23 protein-coding genes and 2 pseudogenes are annotated in these 23,196 nt (G+C 36.2%); 13 read left to right on the plus strand and 12 right to left on the minus strand.

The window, feature by feature from the left end; all coding sequences use genetic code 11:
* Together EPU_RS11975 and EPU_RS07965 are read left to right on the plus strand one after the other, a co-directional pair.
* Positions 1 to 938: NAD(P)/FAD-dependent oxidoreductase (locus EPU_RS11975; protein ID WP_010168245.1), on the plus strand; the 938-nt coding region annotated here is incomplete at its 5' end.
* Positions 939 to 1,283: a DUF1667 domain-containing protein gene (locus EPU_RS07965; protein WP_010168248.1), complete on the plus strand. Its 345-nt coding sequence runs from the start codon at positions 939 to 941 to the stop codon at positions 1,281 to 1,283.
* A 7-nt stretch (positions 1,284 to 1,290) separates the two neighbouring features.
* Here the strand turns inward: EPU_RS07965 and EPU_RS14605 are convergent.
* The 3 genes and pseudogenes from EPU_RS14605 to EPU_RS07970 form a co-directional block, all read right to left on the minus strand.
* A pseudogene (locus tag EPU_RS14605) lies at positions 1,291 to 1,440 on the minus strand (SEL1-like repeat protein); the annotation flags it as partial.
* A gap of 57 nt (positions 1,441 to 1,497) precedes the next feature.
* Positions 1,498 to 1,647: pseudogene (locus EPU_RS14610) on the minus strand (SEL1-like repeat protein); the annotation flags it as partial.
* Between the two features lie 57 nt (positions 1,648 to 1,704).
* Complete coding sequence (locus tag EPU_RS07970; protein ID WP_010168249.1) at positions 1,705 to 3,390, minus strand: tetratricopeptide repeat protein; 1,686 nt, start codon at positions 3,388 to 3,390, stop codon at positions 1,705 to 1,707.
* An 83-nt stretch (positions 3,391 to 3,473) separates the two neighbouring features.
* Between EPU_RS07970 and EPU_RS07975 the strand changes: the two genes are divergently transcribed.
* The gene (locus EPU_RS07975; protein WP_010168250.1) at positions 3,474 to 3,653 is read left to right on the plus strand and encodes a hypothetical protein; all 180 of its coding nucleotides are present in this window, start codon (positions 3,474 to 3,476) and stop codon (positions 3,651 to 3,653) included.
* Positions 3,654 to 3,982: 329 nt separating this feature from the next.
* On the opposite strand, the gene EPU_RS07985 is transcribed toward EPU_RS07975, so the two are convergent.
* Positions 3,983 to 4,873 (minus strand): RpnC/YadD family protein, encoded by an 891-nt coding sequence (locus tag EPU_RS07985; protein ID WP_010168252.1) that lies wholly within the window; start codon positions 4,871 to 4,873, stop codon positions 3,983 to 3,985.
* A gap of 25 nt (positions 4,874 to 4,898) precedes the next feature.
* On the opposite strand from EPU_RS07985, the gene EPU_RS07990 reads away from it, so the two are divergent.
* Complete coding sequence (locus tag EPU_RS07990) at positions 4,899 to 5,225, plus strand: hypothetical protein (protein WP_156778414.1); 327 nt, start codon at positions 4,899 to 4,901, stop codon at positions 5,223 to 5,225.
* On the plus strand, positions 5,216 to 5,608 hold the full coding sequence (locus EPU_RS07995; RefSeq protein WP_010168254.1) for a hypothetical protein: 393 nt from the start codon (positions 5,216 to 5,218) through the stop codon (positions 5,606 to 5,608). Before EPU_RS07990 ends, EPU_RS07995 begins: the two co-directional genes overlap by 10 nt.
* On the opposite strand, the gene asnS is transcribed toward EPU_RS07995, so the two are convergent.
* On the minus strand, positions 5,605 to 6,990 hold the full coding sequence (gene asnS / locus EPU_RS08000; RefSeq protein ID WP_010168255.1) for an asparagine--tRNA ligase: 1,386 nt from the start codon (positions 6,988 to 6,990) through the stop codon (positions 5,605 to 5,607). The genes EPU_RS07995 and asnS overlap by 4 nt on opposite strands.
* Before the next feature lie 59 nt (positions 6,991 to 7,049).
* Positions 7,050 to 7,817: a MurR/RpiR family transcriptional regulator gene (locus EPU_RS12785; RefSeq protein WP_010168256.1), complete on the minus strand. Its 768-nt coding sequence runs from the start codon at positions 7,815 to 7,817 to the stop codon at positions 7,050 to 7,052.
* A 380-nt stretch (positions 7,818 to 8,197) separates the two neighbouring features.
* Between EPU_RS12785 and EPU_RS08010 the strand changes: the two genes are divergently transcribed.
* The 8 genes from EPU_RS08010 to EPU_RS08045 all read left to right on the plus strand — a co-directional run bounded on the left by EPU_RS08010 (position 8,198) and on the right by EPU_RS08045 (position 17,781).
* Positions 8,198 to 8,641, plus strand: a complete 444-nt coding sequence (locus EPU_RS08010) for a PTS sugar transporter subunit IIA (protein ID WP_010168257.1) — start codon at positions 8,198 to 8,200, stop codon at positions 8,639 to 8,641.
* 12 nt (positions 8,642 to 8,653) lie between these two features.
* Positions 8,654 to 8,965 (plus strand): PTS fructose transporter subunit IIB, encoded by a 312-nt coding sequence (locus tag EPU_RS08015; RefSeq protein ID WP_010168258.1) that lies wholly within the window; start codon positions 8,654 to 8,656, stop codon positions 8,963 to 8,965.
* 27 nt (positions 8,966 to 8,992) lie between these two features.
* The gene (locus EPU_RS08020) at positions 8,993 to 10,165 is read left to right on the plus strand and encodes a PTS fructose transporter subunit IIC (protein WP_010168259.1); all 1,173 of its coding nucleotides are present in this window, start codon (positions 8,993 to 8,995) and stop codon (positions 10,163 to 10,165) included.
* Between the two features lie 12 nt (positions 10,166 to 10,177).
* A complete protein-coding gene (locus EPU_RS08025) occupies positions 10,178 to 12,859 on the plus strand; it encodes a glycoside hydrolase family 38 N-terminal domain-containing protein (protein ID WP_029488243.1) in 2,682 nt (893 codons plus the stop codon).
* 58 nt (positions 12,860 to 12,917) lie between these two features.
* A complete protein-coding gene (locus EPU_RS08030) occupies positions 12,918 to 15,194 on the plus strand; it encodes a pyruvate formate lyase family protein (RefSeq protein ID WP_010168263.1) in 2,277 nt (758 codons plus the stop codon).
* Positions 15,184 to 16,086, plus strand: coding sequence for a glycyl-radical enzyme activating protein (locus EPU_RS08035; protein WP_010168265.1), 903 nt, complete (start codon positions 15,184 to 15,186; stop codon positions 16,084 to 16,086). The genes EPU_RS08030 and EPU_RS08035 overlap by 11 nt, the downstream gene beginning before the upstream one ends.
* A gap of 4 nt (positions 16,087 to 16,090) precedes the next feature.
* Positions 16,091 to 17,035 carry an AEC family transporter gene (locus tag EPU_RS08040; protein ID WP_010168267.1) on the plus strand — a complete coding sequence of 315 codons (945 nt, stop codon included), beginning with the start codon at positions 16,091 to 16,093 and terminating at the stop codon, positions 17,033 to 17,035.
* A gap of 77 nt (positions 17,036 to 17,112) precedes the next feature.
* Positions 17,113 to 17,781, plus strand: a complete 669-nt coding sequence (locus tag EPU_RS08045) for a DUF554 domain-containing protein (RefSeq protein ID WP_010168269.1) — start codon at positions 17,113 to 17,115, stop codon at positions 17,779 to 17,781.
* 90 nt (positions 17,782 to 17,871) lie between these two features.
* Here EPU_RS08045 and yfcE read toward each other — a convergent pair whose 3' ends face one another.
* The 6 genes from yfcE to EPU_RS08075 all read right to left on the minus strand — a co-directional run.
* Positions 17,872 to 18,420: a phosphodiesterase gene (yfcE, locus tag EPU_RS08050; RefSeq protein WP_010168271.1), complete on the minus strand. Its 549-nt coding sequence runs from the start codon at positions 18,418 to 18,420 to the stop codon at positions 17,872 to 17,874.
* A gap of 102 nt (positions 18,421 to 18,522) precedes the next feature.
* Entirely contained in the window at positions 18,523 to 19,254 is a 732-nt protein-coding gene (locus EPU_RS08055) for a hypothetical protein (protein WP_010168273.1), read from the minus strand.
* A gap of 87 nt (positions 19,255 to 19,341) precedes the next feature.
* Positions 19,342 to 20,529 carry a S41 family peptidase gene (locus EPU_RS08060; protein ID WP_010168275.1) on the minus strand — a complete coding sequence of 396 codons (1,188 nt, stop codon included), beginning with the start codon at positions 20,527 to 20,529 and terminating at the stop codon, positions 19,342 to 19,344.
* Positions 20,530 to 20,574: 45 nt separating this feature from the next.
* Positions 20,575 to 21,699 (minus strand): S41 family peptidase, encoded by a 1,125-nt coding sequence (locus tag EPU_RS08065; protein ID WP_010168277.1) that lies wholly within the window; start codon positions 21,697 to 21,699, stop codon positions 20,575 to 20,577.
* Positions 21,700 to 21,759: 60 nt separating this feature from the next.
* Positions 21,760 to 22,467, minus strand: a complete 708-nt coding sequence (locus EPU_RS08070) for an amino acid ABC transporter permease (protein ID WP_010168279.1) — start codon at positions 22,465 to 22,467, stop codon at positions 21,760 to 21,762.
* Positions 22,468 to 22,512: 45 nt separating this feature from the next.
* A partial coding sequence (locus EPU_RS08075; RefSeq protein WP_010168281.1) for a basic amino acid ABC transporter substrate-binding protein occupies positions 22,513 to 23,196 on the minus strand: 684 nt, incomplete at its 5' end.

Genomic DNA, 23,196 nt, shown 5'->3' on the forward strand with positions numbered 1-23,196 from the left:
CAAAAGCGGTGGTGTTGGCAATGGGATGCCGCGAGCGAACCAGAGGGGCCATTGCGATTCCGGGAGAGAGACCGTCGGGAGTTTTTACAGCAGGTGCGGCGCAAAGATATGTTAATATGGAAGGATATTTGGTGGGTAAAAAAGTTTTGATTTTGGGATCAGGAGATATAGGGCTAATAATGGCGAGAAGAATGACGCTAGAGGGGGCAGAAGTTTTGGCTGTGGTGGAGCTCATGCCATATTCAAACGGGTTAAATAGAAATATAGTTCAGTGCCTAGAAGACTATAATATTCCGCTGTATCTTTCGCATACCGTAACTGATATAAGAGGTAAGGAACGATTAGAAGAAGTGGTGGTTAGCAAAGTGGACGAAAAATTTAGACCGATAGCTGGCACAGAGATTAAATTTGAATGCGATACTTTGCTGCTATCTGTGGGGCTGATACCAGAAAATGAGCTCACAAAAGATGCGGGAATAATGTTGGATCCGCGAACAAATGGCGCAGCAGTCTACGAAGACATGCAAACAGCAATACCAGGAATATTTGCTTGTGGAAACGTTTTGCATGTGCATGACCTGGTGGATTTCGTTACGAAAGAAAGTATGAAAGCTGGAGAGAGCGCGGCCGAATATATAGCTAAACCGTATACACATTCGGAGAACATGATAGTCGTGGCAAATGGAGAAGGCGTTGGGTATACCGTTCCACAAAAAATCGATMTRGACAGAATGAATAAATTTGTAGAAGTGTTTTTTAGGGTGCGCCAGGTGTATAAAGATGTTTGGATAGAAGTGAAAAGCGGAGACAAAGTGGTGATGTCGCAGAAGAAGAAGCACCTGCTGCCAGCAGAAATGGAAAAAATTGTAATCCCGAAAAATTTATTGGGGGCAGCCAATAAGGGAATTGTCGTAAATGTAAAGAAGGGGGACTGTTAAATGAATAAAGAGTTGACATGTATTGTATGTCCAAAAGGATGCGGWCTGGTTGTAAATGCGGACCTTGCAGTAGTAGGAAATAGCTGTCCAAAAGGAGTAACATATGGAGTCAAAGAGGTAACAGCACCAACAAGAGTGGTAACATCAACCGTCAAAATCGAGGGAGGAGTACACAACCGCCTCCCGGTTAAAACAGATGGAGACATACCGAAAGAGCTAATTAATGAATGCATGAAAGCAATCAACGAGGTTACAGTGAAGGCACCCGTGAAAATGTATGATGTAATAATTGAAGATTTGTTAGATACAGGCGTATCAGTGGTGGCAACTCGAGCAATGCAATAGCTGGTGCTTACTGATCGGAACAATTAGGATGAAGTAATTCAAGCTGTTGCTCAGCAAGTGTATTTCCTAGGGCAGCAGCTTTTTTGAACCACTCAACGGCCGTAGAAAAATCTTGAACGACACCTTGCCCAGTGGCATAGCAAATGGCTAAGTTGTATTGAGCTTCGGCATCTCCCTGAGCCGCGGATGCAGAAAACCATTTGGCGGCTGGTGCTTACTGATCAGAACAATTAGAATGAAGCAATTCAAGCTGTTGCTCAGCAAGTGTATTTCCAAGGGCAGCAGCTTTTTTGAACCACTCAACGGCCGTAGAAAAATCTTGAACGACACCTTGCCCAGTGGCATAGCAAATGGCTAAATTGTATTGAGCTTCGGCATCTCCCTGAGCCGCGGATGCAGAAAACCATTTGGCGGCTGGTGCTTACTGATCGGAACAATTAGAATGAAGCAATTCAAGCTGTTGCTCAGCGAGTGTATTTCCTAGGGCAGCAGCTTTTTTGAACCACTCAACGGCCGTAGAAAAATCTTGAACGACACCTTGCCCAGTGGCATAGCAAATGGCTAAGTTGTATTGAGCTTCGGCATCTCCCTGAGCCGCGGATGCAGAAAACCATTTGGCAGCTAAGCTAAGATCGAGAGAAACACCCTCGCCATAAGCATAAATAACGCCGAGATAAAACTGCGCGATTGCATGTCCCTGATTGGCAGATTTTGTAAACCATTCTGCTGCAATATCAAAATCTTGAGATACGCCCTCACCGTGATAATAGCAAAAACCGAGGGCTGTTTGCGCTGCAGCTAATTCGAAAGTTGCAGCTTTTTGATACCAGGTTACTGCGGTGGCGAAGTTTTGAGCAACGGGCTGTCCCTGATGATAAAAGAAGCCTAATTGATATTGCGAGCTGGCAGAATTGGCCGCGGCAGCTTGAGAGAAGCAGATCATTGACAAAAGGATATCATGCGTTTCGGCGTTGCCATAATAATAGTAGTTGCCAAGTTCGAATAGCGCACCTGTGTGCTGAGACTTTGCGGCTTCTCTAAAAAGTTGGACCGCAGTGTTGGCATCTGGCTCAACGCCCTTTCCAAATTTGTAGCAACTACCAAGTCGATACTGAGCGGAGGCAAGTCCCTGATTGGCAGCCGCTTGATATAGTGTAGCCGCTTGTGTAAAATCTTGAATTTTTCCATAGCCATAAAAATAGCATTTGCCGAGTTCGTATTGAGCTTTGCCATGATCTTGACGGGCAGCTTCGTGAAAATATGTAGCCGCTTGTGYGAGATTTTTGGGGACAAGTTCACCTTTAAAATAGCAAAGACCGAGAATATATTGCGCGTTGGGGTCCCCTAGCTCTGCAGCAGATAGCGATTCATCTAGCATAGCCTGAGAAATGACTGATGATTGAGAGGTTTTGGAGGTACTGGAGATATCTAAAATAAACTGTGCATTGGTGTGGCCCTGTGTTGCGGCCTTTTGGTACCAAACATTAGATAGGGCAAAGTCTTCGGAAACGCCCTCTCCGTAGCGATAGCAAAATCCGAGAGAATATTGAGCATCTGCATTACCTTTTTTGGCGGCCAATTTAAACCATTCAGCAGCCTTGGTGAGATCTTGAGCGACAGCATCTCCGTATTGGTAGCAGTAGCCGAGTCGGAGCTGAGCAAGTGCATAACCAAGATTTGCAGATTTGTGAAAATATTCCATGGCAGTTGCTGGATCGGATGAAAGCCCGTCGCCTAGATAATAGCGAATGCCCATCTGGTATTGCGCAGCGGAATGCCCCATATCAGCGGCCTTCTGAGAGCACTCCAAAATTTTGTCTAAATCCAAAGATCGAGTATCCTCGTATTGATAGCAAGAGACAAGACTCCACTGAGCATCGGCATGCCCCTGACTTGCGGCTTTCTCGAGCCATTCGATTGCTTGTGTAACATCTTTATCAACGCCATCGCCTTTAAAATAGCAAAGCCCGACCTGATATTGTGATTCGATGCTCCCCTTTGTTGCAAATTTTAGGAGGCGTTTGAACTGTAATTCGCTGGTGCCTTGATTGGTGGAGATGAGTTGCTTGAGCGCATCAGGCTTGAGATAATTTTTAAGTTTAGTCATGATTTCACCCTTTCGATGATAATGCCTTATATATTGATATAGAATATTCGCTATATAGAAAGAGTATGCCTAGAGGCTGGAAATTGGGGACAAAGACAACGCTAAGCGCTATTGCTGCGATTTTGGCTCAGGTAATTGTGGCAGCTGAGGAGGTGATTGCAGCTGGGGCAAAGGCAGCTGGGGTTGTAGCAGATCGAGTTTATGCCACTGATATCGAAACTGTAATTTCAGCGGATATAATCGATATAGTAATTGGAGCTTAAGCAGATATAATCGATGTTTTGATGGTGGCTGGAGCATATGTAACTGATATTGTAGCTCAAGCATGTGCAACTGATGTTCTAACTTTGGTAATTGCGAGCGTTTTTTGGATTTAGCCATGAGTTCACCCTTTCGATGGAAATGCCTTATATATTGATATAGAATATTCGCTATATAGAAAGAGTATGCCTGAAAGCTGGAAATCACCCATTCGACGGAATGCCTTATATATCGATATAGAAATTCGCTATATAAAAAGAGTGTGCCTAGAGGCTGGAAATATAGAGGCAGCAGTATGATTTGAGATGCATACCTCTATATACGCTACAAACTAGAGAGAAGTAGCAGTATTTCGAATATCTGCAACAGTTTCAATAGGAAGTTTGGTTACTTCTGCAATGATAGCGTCATCAGCGAAATGGGTGAGTAGAGCTTTGGCAGTTTCTAGTTGTTGTTTTTCCATACCCTTTTCCATACCCCTTTTAATACCTTCAGCGATGCCATCATCTTTGATCATTTGTCCTAAAACGGTCATTTTAACAATCTCCTTTATACTTTTCATTTGAGTAATGGTTAAAAATTTGAGAGCAAAAGTGTATAGCATAGATTGAATGTCATCTTTTTCATCAATTTCATATTGCTGAAATAATGTTAAGGCTTTTTCTAATCTAGCTGCTTTGGTAGACTTGCCGCCCATTATTGGCAAAAAGACCAGATCCATTTGGTCAGCCGAGGTTAGCGCTTCGTCATTGATAAGTTTGGTCTCGATATGAGTAAGAATTTCGTCTGCATTCTTATTAGCCATGAAAATTGCTTTTATTTTATAAGTGTTGAATCCGTTTTGGTATTCGGTTATGGGATTTTTTATATTATTGGAAAATATAACATATGTGTAAACTTCACGCTTTGTTTGAGAGAAAAGTACCGCATCGTAAATGCTAAATCGTGCTAAATCTTCCTCTACGTTGTCGGTGGTCTGAATTTCAAAGTGTGTATAAGTGTCATCATCCATTAAAAACAAGTAATCCATTCGTCTGTTTATAAATTTTAGGTCAATTTCTTCGGTATAAACGATTTCTTTGACTTTTTTAGTTTCACCAAAGTATTCGATAACAACTTGTGCAAAGACCTGCATCGCATGTTTCATTATCATGTCTTCTTGGTTGCGAGATGAGCGCGCATCGACCGTATCTTCTTTTGAAAGAATAGCTGATATCTCCATAATTGTCTCATCTACTAGCTGTGCAGTGTCAGTAAAGGATATTTTAGTATGGTTAATTTTGGTAAAAGTGGCGTTATCCTTGACAGTTTTGGTAGAAGCGGCTTTGACCTTGATAGTTTTGGCAGAAGCGGCTTTGGCCTTAACAGTTTTGGCAGAAGCGGCTTTGGCCTTAACAGTTTTGGTAGAAGCGGCATTGGCCTTAACAGTTTTGGTAGAAGCGGCATTGKCCTTRACAGTTTTGGTAGAAGCGGCTTTGKCCTYRACAGTTTTGGTAGAAGCGGCWTTGGCCTCGACAGTTTTGGYAGAAGCGGCWTTGGCCTYRACAGTTTGGYAGAAGCGGCTTTGGCCTTAACAGTTTTGGTAGAAGCGGCATTGTCCTCGACAGTTTTGGTAGAAGCGGCATTGTCCTCGACAGTTTTGGTAGAAGCGGCATTGTCCTTAACAGTTTTGGTAGAAGAGGCATTGTCCTCGACAGTTTTGGTAGAAGCGGCATTGTCCTCGACAGTTTTGGTAGAAGCGGCATTGGCCTTAACAGTTTTGGTAGAAGCGGCATTGTCCTCGACAGTTTTGGTAGAAGCGGCATTGGCCTTAACAGTTTTGGCAGAAGCGGCTTTGGTCTTAACAGTTTTAGTAGAAGCGGCGTTGTCTTTGATAGTTTTGGCAGAAGTTGTTTTAGTATTGGTTGTTTTTTCTTTAGCTGATGGGGTCACAATCACTGCTCCTTTTCGATTTTAAAATTCTGCAGAACCGGTTGTTCTAGGATATGGGATGACATCTCTGATATTAGTCATGCCAGTAAGGTACATAACAAGTCGCTCGAAGCCAAGGCCAAAGCCAGAATGTCTAGTGCCACCAAATTTTCTGAGGTTTAGATACCAGAAGTAGTCTTCTTCGTTGAGATGGCATTCTTTCATTCGTAGCTTAAGGACATCTAGTCGCTCTTCTCTTTGACTGCCTCCAATAAGCTCTCCAACGCCAGGAACTAGCAGATCCATTGCAGCAACGGTTTTGTTATCAGCGTTTAATCGCATATAGAATGCTTTGATATCTTTAGGATAATCGATGACGAATACAGGCTTCTTAAAGTGTTTTTCGGTTAAATATCGTTCGTGTTCTGTTTGTAGATCCACTCCCCATTCTACTTTATATTCAAACTTTTGACCAGATTTTTGCAATATATCGATAGCGTCGGTGTAAGTGACTTGGCCGAAATTAGACTTGAGAATGGATATTAATCTATCTTTGATGCCTTTGTCGACGAAGCTATTGAAGAAGGCCATTTCCTCTGGAGCATTATCAAGCACATACTGAATTACAAATTTAAGCATATCTTCGGCTAGATGCATATTATCTTCGAGGTCAGCAAAAGCAATTTCTGGTTCAATCATCCAGAACTCGGCAGCATGCCTAGGAGTATTAGAATTTTCAGCTCTAAAGGTAGGTCCAAATGTGTATACATCTCTGAAAGCAAGGGCAAAGGTTTCTGCACTCAATTGTCCGCTAACAGTAAGTGACGCCATTTTGCCAAAGAAATCTTCGCTAAAGTCGACTTCGCCATTTTTGAGCAATTTTGGTTCTGTTGCCGAGAGTGTGGTAACGCGAAACATCTCTCCGGCGCCTTCACAATCATTGGCAGTGATTATTGGAGTGTGTACATATACGAAATGTCTGTCTTGGAAAAATTTGTGTATGGCATAAGCAACAAGAGAACGAACCCTAAACACTGCCGCAAAAGTGTTGGTGCGCGGTCTTAGATAAGCAATCTCTCGCAAGAACTCAAATGAGTGGCGCTTCTTTTGTAGAGGATAATCTGGTGGACATTCGCCTTCTATAGTAATAGCAGAAGCTTTAATTTCAAACGGTTGTTTTTGGTCAGGAGTTAAAACCACGCTCCCTTTTACTATGATAGATGCGCCGACTCCAAGCTTTGCTATTTCCTTAAAGTTGGGCATAGTGTCATCGAATACAACTTGAACCCCCTTAAAGAATGTGCCATCGTTTAGGTCGATAAAGCCAAATGTTTTAGAATCACGTACAGAACGGATCCAGCCTGCAACCTCCACCTCTTTAAAATTGGATATATCTTGGTATAGCAGTCTAATAGAAATTATAGTCATAAAAATTCTCCTTTGTACTTTTTTTATTTATAACATCCAAACCAATAAATTGCAAGGTGTTAGAAACATTTGTTCTGATATGAAATAATATATTGAAGCAAAATATCCATTAGACAAACTAAGCAAAAATTAGTTTTTACATGAATATTTTTACTAGAGTAAGAATTTAGGGCTTCTTCTGGAATGAGTAAGCAATAATCCGCTATACTAGCTAAAGAAGATTGTATATTGCGAGTTATTAATATTATTTTATAATGATTTTGCTTAGCAGATAGTGCAAGGTCAATAGATACTTGAGTTTCTCCAGAATAACAAAGTATTAATGCGATACCACCTTGTCCAATATTGGAAGCATAAACCTTTGCTAACTGAGCATCTCGATAGGAAAGTACCGAAAGATTTAGCAATGATAATTGTGTAGCAAGGTAATCAATAAAATATGCATTCGTTCCTTTTCCATATAATAATATATTAGATTGTGTTAATAAAGGAACAATTTCTATAATTTTAGAGATATCAATTGCATTAAGATATAGGTTAAATTGATGATTAATTACTTCTATTATTTTTTTATTTTGCAAATTATTTGGTTTATTAATAAATAAAGTTCGTAAATGGTATCTAAACTCACTAAACGAAGAATATCCTAGTTTTTTGCAAAATCTAATTATAGAAGCTGGAGAAATAAATGCATCTGTACCAATATCTTTAATTGTATTTTGTATAACAAATTCTGGATTTTGATTGATATATGATAAAAAGTCTGTTTCTAGTTTAGTGAGTTTTGAATAAATATCATAATTTAAATTTATTATATTTTGTGTCATTTAAAAAACTCCTTATGAAAAATATTTTATTCATATTTTAAAATAAAATAAAGATTTCGTAAAGAGGATTGAATAGAAAATGCAATTGTGGTAAAAATATCTATGAAAAATATTTTAACAATTAGTTATATTTATTAATTGATAGTTGTTTAAATAGTAAAATTATAATAAAAAAATATTAAATAAAATAGTAAAATGCTTTGGAAATTAAAATAAAAAAATTATAATAATTAGACTAATAAAGTTAATGAATTATATTTCAAACGATGAAATTAATACCAATATTATTAAATAAAATTCTATATAAAATGAAACTATTGTAGTGTTAAAAAAAATATGATAACATTTGGAAATACTTAACAAATAAGGAGGGGAATCACATGGATATACGTAGTATTTGCAACGAAGACATGATATGTTTAAACTTGGATGTATCGAGTAAGGATGATGCTATAAATAAAATGGCGAATATGTTCACGATGGAACAGGTAACTTCCGCAAAAGAATTTATTAAAAGTATATATGAACGAGAAGAAGAAATGACAACAGGTGTTGGTAACGGAATTGCTTTACCTCATGGAAAAAGTATAGGTGTAAAAAAGGCAGGAATAGCAATTGCAAAGTTTACAAAACCGATTGAATGGGAATCTTTAGATGATTTACCTGTTGAAATTGCATTTATGATTGCAGTGCCAATGGAGGAAGCATCAACAACCCATTTGAAAATTTTGACCCAAATAGCGAGTAGACTGTCTGATACAAAGGAAGTAGAAGCAATAAAGTCAATGGAAACAAAAAAACAAATTTTAGATTTTTTTGCTTAAGGAGGAGATAATATGAAAATTGTAGGAGTTTGTGCTTGCCCGACGGGTGTTGCTCACACATATTTAGCAGCAGGAAAAATAAAAAAGGCAGCAGAAGACAGAGGTCATAGTTGTAAGGTAGAAAAACAAGGAGCATTAGGGTTTGAGGATCAGTTAAAAACACGTGAAATTAGAGAAGCTGATGTTGTAATAATGGCTCTTATGGTAGGTTGTGAGATGGAAGAAAGATTTGTAGGAAAAAAAATATTGAAGTTTAATATTAGTGAAGTATTGAAAGATATTGATAAAGTCATGGATAAAGTAGAAGAAGCAGTTAATAATTAAGACTGATCGAAGAGGGGGGGGATAGTAATGTTAAAAGAGACAATCAAAGATGTTTTTGATGAAATGAAAAGAGCGATGTATAATGGGTTATCATATATGATACCACTTGTTGCTGGGGGCGGTATTTTAATTGCAATCGGAACGTTTCTGTATATGTTCATGGGAAAAGATATGCTAGAATTTAGTACATATATGTATGAGCAAGAAACAGGTTATTTAACGACAGCGGGTTTTATGAGTATCACATGGGCTGAAGTTGATAGACTAATATTTTGGATTGGAAAAATGGGCTTTTCATTTATACCAGAATTTATGGCGATGTTTACAGCATATTCACTTGTTGGTAAACCAGGTATTGCACCAGCCTTTATATTGGGTAGACTTGCTAATTTAATGAGTGGAAACTTTATTGGTGGGATAGTAGTGGGTTGGTTGGTTGGATACCTGGTTAAATTCACTATTAGATATATGACATTAAAAGGTGGACTTAGAACTATTACAAGTTTTATATTTATACCTATTATGGCTACAATGATAGGYGGGATTATTTATAGATTTACAATTGGAATAGGMCTCTATGAAATAATGAATGCGTTAACGTCTTTCTTAAATGGAATGCACCAAAATCCAGAACATAGAATAATACTTGCATTAATAATGGGGGCGATGGTTGTATCTGATTTAGGTGGRCCGATTGGAAAGGTTTCAGTGCTATTTGGATTGGGGGTAATAAGTACAGATCTTTATCCTCATACATTTAATCATATTGCTGTTCCTACATCTGGAAGTGTTATAATTCTGGGATATTTATTAAATAGAAAATATTTTAATGCAAATGCACGACAAGCTGCGATCAATAATCAAATTAACTGTTTGTTTACAGTAACAGAAGGTGGCTTGCCATTTTTATTTGCACGACCAGGAATACTTTTGCCTGCAACAATGACTGCTGGAGCAGTAGCATCATCTCTTGTGGCATTATTTGAAATACAATTAGTAGTGCCATTAGGATTTTGGCTTGCGATACCGTTTGTTAATATAGGAAATGCGCCTGGTGCGACATTAAAATGGTGCTTTGCATTTATAGCTGGAGTGGCGATTGGAACTGCTATATTTACAATATTAATAAGGAAAGCTAGTAAAAAATTAAGTGAAGATGAATATTTGTTTTTGGATGAGGGAACAGGATTTAGTTTATAATGGAGGATAATAATGAAAAAAATATTAGCTAATGTGGTTCAGCAAGTACATTGGGATCCGGAATGGTATTTTACGGAAGAAGATACTACCGTGCAGTTTGCATACAATATGCGTGAGTTGTTAAAGGCGCTAGAATCTGGTAAATTGAAGCAATTTTTTCTCGATGGAAAAACAGATGCATTGATTGACTATCTAAATTCACACGAAGAAGATATAGAAAAAGTTAAAAAATTAGTTAATGAAAAAAAATTAATTATAGGACCTTTTCATTCGCAATTAGATTGTTTTATATCAAGTGGAGAAGGTATAATTCGTAATTTGAATATGGGAATAGAGCTAGCTGATAAACTTGGTGGCAGTTCTATGTTGGCGTGGCTTCCAGATTCTTTTGGGCATACCCAAGATTTTCCTAAAATATTTTTAGGATTTGGTATAAAAGACTTTATATTTAGACGTGGAATGGGTGACGAGCACAAGCTGCCATTGGACTTTTATTGGGAAAGCAACGATGGGTCTAGGGTATTGTGTAATGTATTGCAAGCAGGATATGGATTTGCAACACCGTCATTTGTGAGTGGCAAATTGACGGATAAAACGGCAAAAAACTATCAAGGTAAAGATTTAAATAAAGAATTTTTGACATTGGCAAGAGAGTCTAGCATTGATGGAGAGTTTTTATTGCCAATAGGATTTGACTTAAACCCAGCAATTGAAAATTTTGATGAGCTACTTAAAAAATATAGTTTAGAGTCAGAAGAATTTGATTTTGAAGAAACAACTTTCTTAGAATATATGAATAAGGTAAGAAATAATAGCAACCTAAAAACATATATTGGCGAGTTTATGAATGCACAATATCACAGGATGCACAGATCACTGTTTTCTGCACGAGCAGATATTAAGACAATACAAGATAAGGTAGAGCGTATTCTAACATATGAAGTGCAGCCGTTGATGAGCATGGCAGATAAATTGGGTATTGCATATGATAAAGGATTATTAGATAGAGCCTGGGATTTATTAATTAGAAGCCAAACTCATTCTTCAGCAACGAATACAGATAAAACTAATGAGCTAATAAAAACACGTTCGGAGAGAGCATTGAATATTGCAGAGTCTTGTAAGGTGTTTTTAATGAGAAAGATAGCGGTTACTATACCAAAAACAGAAATAAATTTTCCRTTGGTAGTATTTAATACATTAGCATATAAGCGCAATATTACAGATACATTTACTGTTTATACGAAGTCGCAGAATTTTAAAATTGTTTATGAAAATGAAAATATAGAGTATACAATCTTAAACACAGAAAGAAGATTTAGTGGAATTTTACGCAAAGACGAAAGTAAAATGTCAGAAGGTAAATTTTTCTATGCGACCACAATAGCACTAATGGCTGAGGACGTACCAGCAATAGGGTATAAAACTTTTCATATAATTGATGAAACAGACAATAGAGGAATAGAAGCTATTGCAGAAAATCAAAGCATCGAAAATGAATTTTATAAAATATCCTACGAAAATTATGCAATAAAGATTATAGATAAAATTGATAACAAAGTTTATGAGAAAGCAATTTACTTAGAAGAAAGTGGAGACGAGGGCGACAATTACGATTATTCTAACCCAACGTTTGATATGACGATTATAGATAGTTTTGCAAATGCAAATGTAACAACGGTAAATGCAAAAGTTCTTAGCAAAATAATGGTCARAGGAAGTTTACTAACACCAGCAACATTAGAAGAAAGAGCCATAAATAAATTATCTGTTATTAATAATTATGAAATAGAACTCACATTAAAGAAAAATGATAAAGTAATAGGAATACGCGGAAATATAGATAACGCAGCAAAAAATCATAGAATTCGATTAGTATTTAAATCATTGAACAGTCATGAAAATAGTATTGCAGGAACAGCATATGGGTATATAAATCGAGAAACTAAYCCTTCTATTTTAGAAGAATGGCGTTCGAAGACMTTTGACAATGAGCCGATTGAGAGTGATAGTGACTGGTTAGAAGAACCAACACCGACCTATCCACTTTTAAACCATATTTCGTTGGTAAAAGATACAGATGTTGTGACTGTATTTACTAGAAGTGCAAAAGAATATGAAATYATAGGTAATGGTTTTAGTGATATTGCAGTTACATTATTTAGAGCTGTTGGGCATTTGGGGTTGCCRGACTTAAATCGCAGACCAGGTCGTGCCAGTGGATTACAAGAAAAGATATTTGAAACACCACTTAGTCAAATGCAAGGTAAAAATAAGTTTGAATTGGGTGTAGCGTATTATAATGAATATGATGGGAATGTTTGTGGAAAAGATTATGTTAATTTTGCCACTGACAAAGTATATTATCAAAATCAAAAGCTTGAAAGAGTGGTTTTTCCAATTTGCTTTCTTGATGTATCGGCATTAGATCATAGTTTAAATGAAACGCATAGTATGATAGAACTTATTGATAGTGAGGCGACTTTTGGAACCTATGTGAAATCAATCAAAGATGACGCATATATTTTGAGGATTTTTAATAATTCAAATAAAGAAGTAAAAGCTGGAGTTTTAAAGGGTGAGTGTAAAGAAGTTAGAATTACAGATATGTTATGTAGTAATGATATGCCTGCCACTATGGATTTAGGAACATTGAAGCCRGGGCAAATTAAGAATATTAAAATTTTTTATTAAATGACATGAGTTCTGATTAGTATTAATCAGAACTTCTTTTATAGTAGGAGGTAAAATAATGTCAAACTTTAAATTAAATGGAGCTCAAAACGTAGAAGTTAGTAAAAAATTGCCTTCAGAAAAAAGTATTGAAGAGCAAATTGTGATAATGGAAAATTATACAAATATTCATAATCAATCATTACATCTATCGAAAGAAGAAAGAGAAATAAATTGTTTAAAGACTATATATCCTGCATTGTTTAGAACAATTGAAAATCATGATTTAATAGCAGGGCGACTGGATTTTTTGCCTATAGGATTTGGATGCGTAACATCTTTAGGAGGCGTGGGGCACTTTTGTGTATTTCAAAAATTATTGGCATTAAAAGATCAATCTAATCAAGAGCAAATGGCGCGAATAGATAACTTGTATAATTATTGGCAAAAACATGATACAAAAGCAAAATATTGTAAGGATGTTCTGAATGATACAACAGTGGGACCATTTATTGATTGCAACTATCCATTTATGGCAACTGCCAGATTGAGCGGAATGATGCTGGACTATCCTAAACTGCTTGATAATGGTATAGAAGGATTGAAAGATATAATTAAAAGAAAGTCAGAAGTGAAAGGAGATTCAAAATTTTATAAATGTAGTATAAAAGCATTAGAGTTATTGCAAACCTGTATATTGGATTTGATTAAACAAATTGATAAGCAAATAATGGCTAAGGAAGGGCAACGTGTAAAAGAATTATTATTGATGAAACAAGATCTACTAGAAATAGTTAATGATAAGCCAAAAACCTTTCATCAAGCATTGCAATTAGTGTGGATTTATGCTCTTTTGGCAGGAGTAATTAACTATGGTCGCTTGGATGATTATTTGGGAGTATATTTAGTACAAGACTTAGAAAATAACATTATTACTGAAGTTGATGCTTATAATTATCTAAAATCTTTTTGGACATTAATAGAAAATCGAAGAACTACTGTTAATGGTAGAATAATAGTGGGAGGCTATGGGCGCAAGAATCCTAAAGAGGCAGATGTTTTTGCTAGAATTGCAATGAACGTGACAAAAGAATGTAAATATGTAGAACCACAATTTACATTGAGATTTAATAAACAAACTCCTAAAGATATTATGGACTTAGCGTATGATTGCTTAGGTGCGGGTGCTACATATCCAACGTTGTATAATGATGATGTAAATGTAGATGCTGTTATGTATGGTATGAGAATAGATCGGGTAGCAGCAGAACAATATGTACCTTTTGGATGTACTGAATTTGTTATTCAAGGGCAGAGCGTGGGAACTCCGAATGTGTTAATGAATGTGTTAAAAATGTTAAATATTTATATGAATGAAGGGATAGATACATTTGATGGAATTTATAAAGCCGATAAATGTGTTATTCCTCCATTAAATAATTATGCAGATTTTGAGTCTTTTTATGCTGGATATAAAGAGTTTGTTGATTATTTTATTCAGCTTTCTGCTAAAGTGCAGTTATATAGTTATGAGGTAATGAATAATGAAGTAAGTTTTTTGTTTACAAGTATACTTATAGATGATTGCTTAGAAAGAAATAAGGCATTGTTGGAAGGTGGTGTTCGTTATTTAGGTGGAACTAACGAAATTTATGGTAGTATCAATGCTTCCGATTCGCTATATGCAATTAAGAAGTTAGTATTTGAACAAAAGAAATATACGCTGGAAGAAGTAAATACTGCAGTAAATGCTAATTTTTGTGGATACGAAAAAATTAGATATGATTTAGTAAACTGTGATAAATATGGCAATGATTTAGAAGAAGTAGATGAATTGGCAAATGATTTATATGAATTTATAGCAAAAGGGGTACGTTGGGCTGGTATGGATTCTATGCAATATTATCTTATAGTGATAAGCAATAATCAAGCTAATACTGAATGGGGAAGAAAAACGGAGGCATCCGCAGACGGTAGATTGAGAGGAACATATTTAAATCCGGCTAATAATCCTCAAGCTGGTGCTGCTAAAAATGGACCTACTGCAATGTTGAATTCTCTCAGAAAATTTAATCCAAAATATCATGGAGGTAGTGTACAGAACATTAAATTTACACCAAATATGTTTAATGGAGAACGAGAAAAAATCAAGGCACTATTTGATGCATATTTTAATAATGGGGGATGCCATTTGATGGTGACTGTTGTTGATAAAGGAGTATTAGAAGATGCACAACAAAATCCGCAAGATTATCCAGAATTAATTGTGAGAGTAAGTGGATTTTCGGCTGTATTTGTAGATTTAGATGTAGATGTACAAGATGAAGTTATAAGTAGGGTATTATATGGAAACTAAACTAAAAATAATAGAAATTGAAAAATTTGCAGTTCATGATGGACCAGGAATACGCACTGTAATATTTACTAAAGGATGTCCATTAAAGTGTGAGTGGTGTGCAAATCCAGAGTCACAATCTTTTAAAACGGTAATAATGCATAACCATAAAAAATGTTTAAAATGTTTAAATTGCTTAAAAGTATGTGAACATAATGCTATAAGAGTACAAAATAATATAATTGCTATTAACCACAGCGAGTGTATAAGATGCAAAAAGTGTACTACAGTTTGCTTAACAGATGCTTGCTATTTTAGTGGAGAGTCAATAGCGATTGCCGAAATAGTAAAAGAAGTATGTAAAGATAAACTATATTATGACAGTAGCGGTGGGGGAGTCACTATATCTGGTGGAGAAGCACTAATGCAAGTAAAAGCAGTAAATGTATTGATAGACAAGTTGAAAAAAGAGGGAATTGATGTTGCAATAGAAACATGTGGAGCAGTAAAGGCTGCAGTTTTGCGAGCTATTGTGGAGAAAGTAGATTTAGTGATGTTTGATTTAAAGCATATTGATAAATATAAATATGAACAAGCTACTAAGGGTGAATTTGAGCTTATGATAAATAATTTTTTGATGCTAAGTAGCGAATATAATGAAAAAACAATAATACGTGTGCCTGTGATACCAGAATTTAATGAGGAAGATTTATATGATATATGTGACTTTGTGGCAAGGTATAAAATAGCTAAGTTAGTGTTGTTGCCATTTCACAATTTGGGAAAAGAAAAATATAAGGCATTAGGAAGTGTCTACAAATATGCAAAAACTACCAATATGTCAAAAAAATGTTTAAATAAGTATATAGTATATTGTGAAAAATATAATTTAGAGGTTAGTATAGGGGGATAATGAAATGTTGGGGTCAGTTTTACCGGTTATATTAATTTTTATGTTAGGGGTATGGTGTAAAAAGAAGCAGTTTTTATCAACACAAACGATGCTGGAGATTAAAAAGTTTATTATGAATATTTCATTACCCTGTGTATTATTTCAAACTTTTATAAATATGCATATAGATTCATCGCATGGGACGATTTTAATTATTTCATTTTTGTTGTTTGTATCATTAATGATAGGTGGAAAATTATGTAATTATATAAATGTATTGAGATATAAGTATAATCCATATTGTTGTACGGGTTATGCGTTTGGCTTGGTGGGGCTAGTTTTATTTTCAGTTATATACGGAGAAGAAAATTTAGAGTTTTTTTCGATTATGGGACTTGCGCACGAGTTATTTGTTTGGATATTATATTATTTAGTATTTAGAATAGATACACAAAATAGTAAAATAACTATCAAAATTGTATTAAATATATTTAAATCACCAATTGTAATAAGTATTATGTTGGGAATAATACTTAATTTAATTGGAGGTGCTGCGATACTGCAAAATAATTCGATTGGTGCAGGGATTTTGAGTAGTGTATCATATGTGGCAGCAACATCTACGCCTTTTATATTAATAACATTGGGYTATGGATTAGCACTAGAAAAGAAATATTTAAAGCAAAGTAKCAAAATAATAGGTACGCGAATATTGGTGACAATTGTAATAGGGAGTTTATTTAAAATATTGATATTAGATAATTTTATACAATCCAGTGTATTACTAGATGTATCTTACATTTCGTTTTTATTGCTACCGCCAATGTTTTCGTTGCCACTGTTAGTAGCAGAAGTGGATGAGCAAGAAAATGTTGATGTTGTAAATACGGTGGTTGGGATAAGTACTATTTTAAGTATAGTAGTATTTATATTATTTGCTTTTATCGTATCTGCAATGGGAATAATATAGTTGCGAAAACACTTCCTTGAAACATGAGCGATGAGTTGCTATACTTAGATTCGTTCATTAAAATAAGGAGGGAATATATGATAGGTACATACTTTAACACGGGGACTATTATTGCAGGAACACTGATAGGATGCGCATTAAAAAAAGGGATAAACGAAAAGAAGAGTGCAACGCTACTGCAGGCAATGGGCCTGGCGGCAACAGCAATAGGTATAAACTCGTTGGTAAGCAATATGGCAAAGAGCGAGTTGCCAGTGTTGTTTATAGTGGCATTGGCAATAGGAGGATATGTAGGAGAAAGTATAGATTTGGATGCTAGAGTAAATGGGTTGAAATCTAGATTTACGGGATTAAATATAGAAGGGGTTGTAACCGCGGTATTGCTATTTTGTGTGGGAACATTGGCGATATTGGGGCCTATAGAAAGTGCGTTAAATCATGATAATACATTGCTATTTACAAACGGCACATTAGACTTTGTTACATCGATGGTGCTAGCCTCAAGCTTTGGGTTGTCAATTCTTATTGCGGCACCGATATTGTTTGCGTGGCAAGGAAGTATATATATGTTGGCAAACTATTTGGCAGATTTTTTTACACCAGCGTTGATGGCAGAAATAGGTGTGGTGGGTGGAATACTAATATTGTGTACGGGATTGAGCATCTTAAAAGTTGTACAAATCAAGACGATAAATTTCTTGCCTGCGTTATTAGTTCCAATAATATACTTTTGGGCTATATTTTGACAAAGTAAAAGTGCTGCATATGGGAGGTGCAGCACTTTTTGTAATTTTTTGTATGAAGGAAGGTTTTTTTAAGTTTAAAGATTTATTCTATCATGTTAAGGATATCTGTAGTAATTCTTCATGATTATCTAGCYTGTATATATAGGCCTTTTTGTCTTCGTATATGGCGTACGTTTTAGGACGATTTTCTTTGGGTAAAGCCACAGAACCCGGGTTTAGCATTAAGATGTTATTGTGTAATGTTAAGTCATATAAATGTGTGTGTCCATACATAAAGATGTCAATTTTGTTAGTGATAGGTAAATRTTCGGGGTTATATAAATGTCCGTGTGTGGCAAAGATTTCAACGCCATTATCAACAATAAGTGCGTAAGGGGCCTGGATAGGAAAATCCAAAACCATCTGATCAACTTCTGAGTCACAATTTCCTCGAGCACAAATAATTTTATCTTTGTGTTCGTTTAATAATGTTGCAGCTTGCGCAGGGTCAAAACCTTTTGGTAGTGGATTTCTAGGTCCATGATAGAGAATGTCACCCAATAAAATAATTTTATCACACTTGTGAAAATCAAATGCAGCAAGCGCGGCTAAAACTCCTTCATATGAACCATGAACATCCGAAATTATTAAATACTTCATAAGTACCTCCTAAAAATTTTCTTTGGAGTATTATAGCAAAATCAAGATGTAATTTCTAGGTAATATTATTATATTCATCTAAACTTTTGAGGTGCATATAATTTACTGAAATTTTTTTATTTTTGTAGAAGAATTAAGGGGTAGATAATTTATGAAGAAGATCAATTCGTGTCCTAGCGGAAGCATTAGCAGTGACAAACCTAATGATAGCACACGTTCAAATGCAAGCCAGCCGATAATTAATACAAAAATTCCGTATATCAATACCATTTTACCCATATAACGCGATTTTTCTTTGGCATCATAGTGAGTATGATCGGCATAACCAAGAATAGTGTATAAAGGAATAAGCGTACCATTGCTGGTGATAAAAATTACGAGAGGAACTGGCCAAAACTTTTTCATTGCTGTACCTTTAACAATTGCTTGACCATTAAACAGAGGAGCTGCTTTGGCATTTTCTGAACCGTATTTAATGACAAAAATACCTTCTACAAGATGCAAGAACCCGATTAAAACAATAAACTCGCGATAGGGTAAGTGAAAAAGAGGTATGAATAAATTAAATGTTTCTAGGATTTCTCCTAAAAAATATGTAAAAGGAATAACGTAAGCAAAGCAGCTAAATTTTGGATTAAGGCTCATGAGACCAACTGTGATAGGTACAAGTAAGAGCATTCCAAAAGTTAGGGGAATATAAATTTCAAATATGTTTAATAGAGTACTTAAAATTAGACCAACTACAGTGCCACGAATGATGTCCTTTATTCCTAATATTTCCCATTTTGAGTTTTCGCATTTGTACATAATTACTATAAGAATAGCAATAATCAAAAATATTGGATCAAAGATTACTAAATAAATGTTGTTTAATAAGTTTTCTATAAAACTTCCTCCTTTCTGTGTAGTGACATGGGCAAGTTACATTTGTTCTGATAAGACTTCGACGGCTTTTTGAAGTTGCACATCTTCGTCGAAAGTGAGCTCAGCTTTGATAAGAAGGTCTGCAGTAAGCTCGACAGGATAGTCGGGTTCGATACCAATTCCTTGAATGCAGATGCCAGAAGGAGTGTAGTATTCGCTGGTTGTAACCTTTAATGCGGAGCTGTCAATAAGAGGAAGAATGGTCTGTACAATTCCCTTTCCAAAAGTTCTGGAACCAACTAACTTTGCTCGGCCATGGTCTTTTAGTGCGCCTGCTAAAACTTCGCTCGCGCTAGCACTTTGTTCGTTGACAATAACAACGAGCGGGATGTCATTTATCTTTTTATCGGCGAATGTTGGCTCAGCTTTATCGCCTATACCTACAGAAACAATGATGCCTTCGCTTAAAAATTCATCGACAATTTGCTCGACTATATGAAGCAATCCACCAGGATTATTGCGTAAGTCTAGAATAAGTCCTTTGGCACCATCGGCTTCTAAAGATTCGATTCCAGAAACCAACTGGCTATAAGTTAGTTCTTCAAAGCTTCGCAGTTCAATATAACCTATATCGTCAAAACCCTCTAGCATCTTAACTTCGACAGATGGGTAAATAACGTTTTCACGCATTATATCAAATGTGTGCGTTGTATTGTCGCTGGGTCTATAAATATCAACTAGTACGTTTGTACCTTCTGGCCCTTTAATTATGTCGGGCACTGTATCAAAGTCATCACCGTTAATTTCTGTTCCTGCAGCACCAACGATTTTATCTTTGGGTAAAATTCCAACCTTTTCGGCAGGAGACCCCTTAAAAACTTCGACGATTTGTATACTATTGTCACTTTTATCAAGAGTCATCTGAACTCCAATGCCTGCATAGATGCCGCTAGCACTTTCCATAAATTCAGTAAATTCATCTGGCGTAAAATATGATGTATAAGGATCACCAACACCCGCAACAAATCCTCTATATACCCCTTCTTCTAAAGAAGTAGCATCTATCTCGCCATAGTATTTTGCGTTTAATACGTGTGTGATATCTTGTAGTTTGCTATCAATAGCATCAGTATTTCCAACAGCAGAAACAGTCATAAAAACAACGCTTCCAGTAAATGCAAACGAAGCTAATGCACATAAACCAAATTGTTTAGCATGTCCGAGCTTTCCTGTTAATTTTTTCATTTTAACCTCCCTTGATTTCATCATAACCATCCTTTCGATTGCAGTTTATCTGATTAGTTCAATAGCTTTCTGGAGTGGGTCATCCTTTGCCAAATTTTTGTGACCTGTGGTRACAAGTTCTAATGTATATGGTTCACCTTGCCTAACCTCATATTCTGGCTCAACAGCGGCATCAGAAACAGATGTGCCGTCAACAAAAATTTTATTGGTAGCAACAAGTAATGCGCTTCCGTCTGCCAGTTCTATCAATTCGTTTGTCATTCCGGAGCCATGAGTTTTTTCGCCAACAATATATATATTTTCGAGAGGTTTAAGGCGTGCAATGGCAGCTTCGATCACTCCGACAGTTGAGTTGCCTATGAGGATAGCAACGTCTTGAGTGAGCTTGCCGGGTGTTGCGTTGTAGACAACTTCTGTGCCATGCTTATCAACTGTAGTAAATATTTCGCCTTCGTCTAAAAATAAATCGCAAAGCCACTGCGCTTCGTCAATGGTAACATTGGTAATATATCGTAAATCGATAATTCCGTTGTCTAAATCTACAGTCCAGTTAGTAAATTCATTGGGCTTTATATAATCAATGTTGCCTTCTAAGACTTGCTTTTCGACAACCGGAACAGGTAGCTGCGCTATTGTAAGAGGGATTGCTTGCAAAGAGCCATCTGATTTTTGAATGTGATACGTAACGGGTGTGCGATCTGTAGTAGTTAGCTTTTTGTATATATCTACTTCATTTGAACCCATAGCCAGAGTGTCATCTAGTTGGATTATTCTATCCCCCGTTACAATACCAGCGAGCGCTGCGGGAGAGTCGACTTGTACGTTGGTTACAACTAAATACTGATTGGTAATTCCCCAAGTAAATTGGATTCCAACATTTTGAACGATTCCTTGTTGAGCTTGTAGATAGCTGATTTTTTCATCCGCAGTTAAATATGCAGTGTTAGGATCATCGAGTGCTGCAACGTATCCTGCATATAACCCTTCTACTCTGTCTTCAAAATCAGAATCTTTAAAATATTCAAGTCCAACAATTCTATCTAATCCTATAATTTTTGTACTGCTATAAATATCGCCTTCGCCTTTATCAAGAGAAATTGAAAGGGCACAAACAGTTCCTGCTGCAATAGTTCCAACGATTATTCCTGAAAACCAAGTTAAAAATTTCATAATTCCCTCCTTCTTATTGTGAGAAGCGACCGATATTGGCCACTCGTCACTAATCACTCTCTATCTATTTTGTTTAGAAAGCTTGTTTTCGATACCTCTCATAAAATAAGTTAATATACTTGTAATTGTTAAATAAATTAATGCGACCATTATTAATGGAATTTCAAAGTTATATGTTGTACTGATCAAGATGTTCGCAGCTTTCATAAGATCCATTCCACCAATAAATCCTATTATAGCAGTTTCTTTTATAAGATTTATGAATTCGTTTACAAGAGAAGGAAGCATTTGTCTAAAAGCTTGAGGCAGGATTATAAGATGCATAGTTTGAAAATATGAAAGACCCAACGAACGCCCGGCCTCAGTTTGGCCACGATCGATAGAGGTGATGCCACCCCGTATAACTTCTGACATATATGCACCGCTATTAATTCCAAATGCGATTCCTCCAACCATTACACGTGGCAAATTTAATGGAGCAAGCACTACAAGCCACAAAAAGGAAACCTGAACTACTGCAGGTGTGCCACGAATAATATCAACATATACTTTTGCAATGATTTTTAATACTTTTAATATACTGTTTTCAATTGTTCCTTTGGATTCTAGCATCCCAATGACAGCAACAACTAAGCCGATGGCCAGACCAATAATCGTTGCAATTAATGAAAGCAACAAAGTGTTATAAAGCCCATCTAGAATAGTAAAAATATATCCACCATCTATGAAAGTCTCGAAAAAATTACTAAATCTCTCAAGTGTAAACATATTCTCCCCCTTAAAAAAGGGCTAAGGAAATCCTTAACCCATACATTACTCTACTTTTTCAAAATATTTATCAAAAATTTCGTCGTATTTACCGTTCTCTTTTAATGTGGATAGCGCATCGTTAATCTGCTCCGTGAGTTCTGTATTTTCTTTAGCAATGGCGATCGCATATTCTTCTTCTACAAAAGGATTTTCTAAAATTTGTAGGCTATCTTGTGCGGCCACAAAGTTTTTGGCAGGCTCAGCATCAATGATGACGGCATCTATGGTACCGTTTAGTAGATCGGCAATTGCCAAAGCGCCTTTGTCAAAACGAACGATATCGGCACCTTCTATATACATGCTTGCGAATTGATCGCCTGTTGTACCAAGCTGAACACCTATAGTTTGGTCGGTCAAATCATCTGTTACTTTTATATCACTGTCATCTGGTACAATAATCATTTGTTTAGAAGTAAAGTATCCTTCTGAGAAATTAACACTATCTCGTCGTTCTGGAGTATTGGTCATTCCAGCTACCGCGATATCGATGATTCCATTGGCAACAGCACCAGTGAGCGTGTTAAATTCCATATCCATAATTTCAAGTTCCATGCCAAGCTCTTCTGCTATAAGATTAGCAAGATCAACATCAAAACCAACGATTTCTGTTCCTTCTATATATTCGAACGGCGGAAATGCCGCGTTGGTTCCCATTTTTAATATTGTAGAGTCATCTGAAGAAGCGCC

The sequence above is a fragment of the Candidatus Epulonipiscium viviparus genome (assembly GCF_000171335.1).
Taxonomy (GTDB): Bacteria; Bacillota; Clostridia; order Lachnospirales; family Cellulosilyticaceae; genus Epulonipiscioides; species Epulonipiscioides viviparus.

What these genes read in the sequence shown, in the direction of transcription:
- EPU_RS08060 (WP_010168275.1), bottom strand. Translation starts at nt 20,529, where the DNA reads ATGAAAAAATTAACAGGAAAGCTCGGACATGCTAAACAATTTGGTTTA.
- EPU_RS08010 (WP_010168257.1), top strand. Translation starts at nt 8,198, where the DNA reads ATGGATATACGTAGTATTTGCAACGAAGACATGATATGTTTAAACTTG.
- EPU_RS08015 (WP_010168258.1), top strand. Translation starts at nt 8,654, where the DNA reads ATGAAAATTGTAGGAGTTTGTGCTTGCCCGACGGGTGTTGCTCACACA.
- EPU_RS08030 (WP_010168263.1), top strand. Translation starts at nt 12,918, where the DNA reads ATGTCAAACTTTAAATTAAATGGAGCTCAAAACGTAGAAGTTAGTAAA.
- EPU_RS08035 (WP_010168265.1), top strand. Translation starts at nt 15,184, where the DNA reads ATGGAAACTAAACTAAAAATAATAGAAATTGAAAAATTTGCAGTTCAT.
- EPU_RS12785 (WP_010168256.1), bottom strand. Translation starts at nt 7,817, where the DNA reads ATGACACAAAATATAATAAATTTAAATTATGATATTTATTCAAAACTC.
- EPU_RS07985 (WP_010168252.1), bottom strand. Translation starts at nt 4,873, where the DNA reads ATGGAGATATCAGCTATTCTTTCAAAAGAAGATACGGTCGATGCGCGC.
- EPU_RS08045 (WP_010168269.1), top strand. Translation starts at nt 17,113, where the DNA reads ATGATAGGTACATACTTTAACACGGGGACTATTATTGCAGGAACACTG.
- asnS (WP_010168255.1), bottom strand. Translation starts at nt 6,990, where the DNA reads ATGACTATAATTTCTATTAGACTGCTATACCAAGATATATCCAATTTT.
- EPU_RS08070 (WP_010168279.1), bottom strand. Translation starts at nt 22,467, where the DNA reads ATGTTTACACTTGAGAGATTTAGTAATTTTTTCGAGACTTTCATAGAT.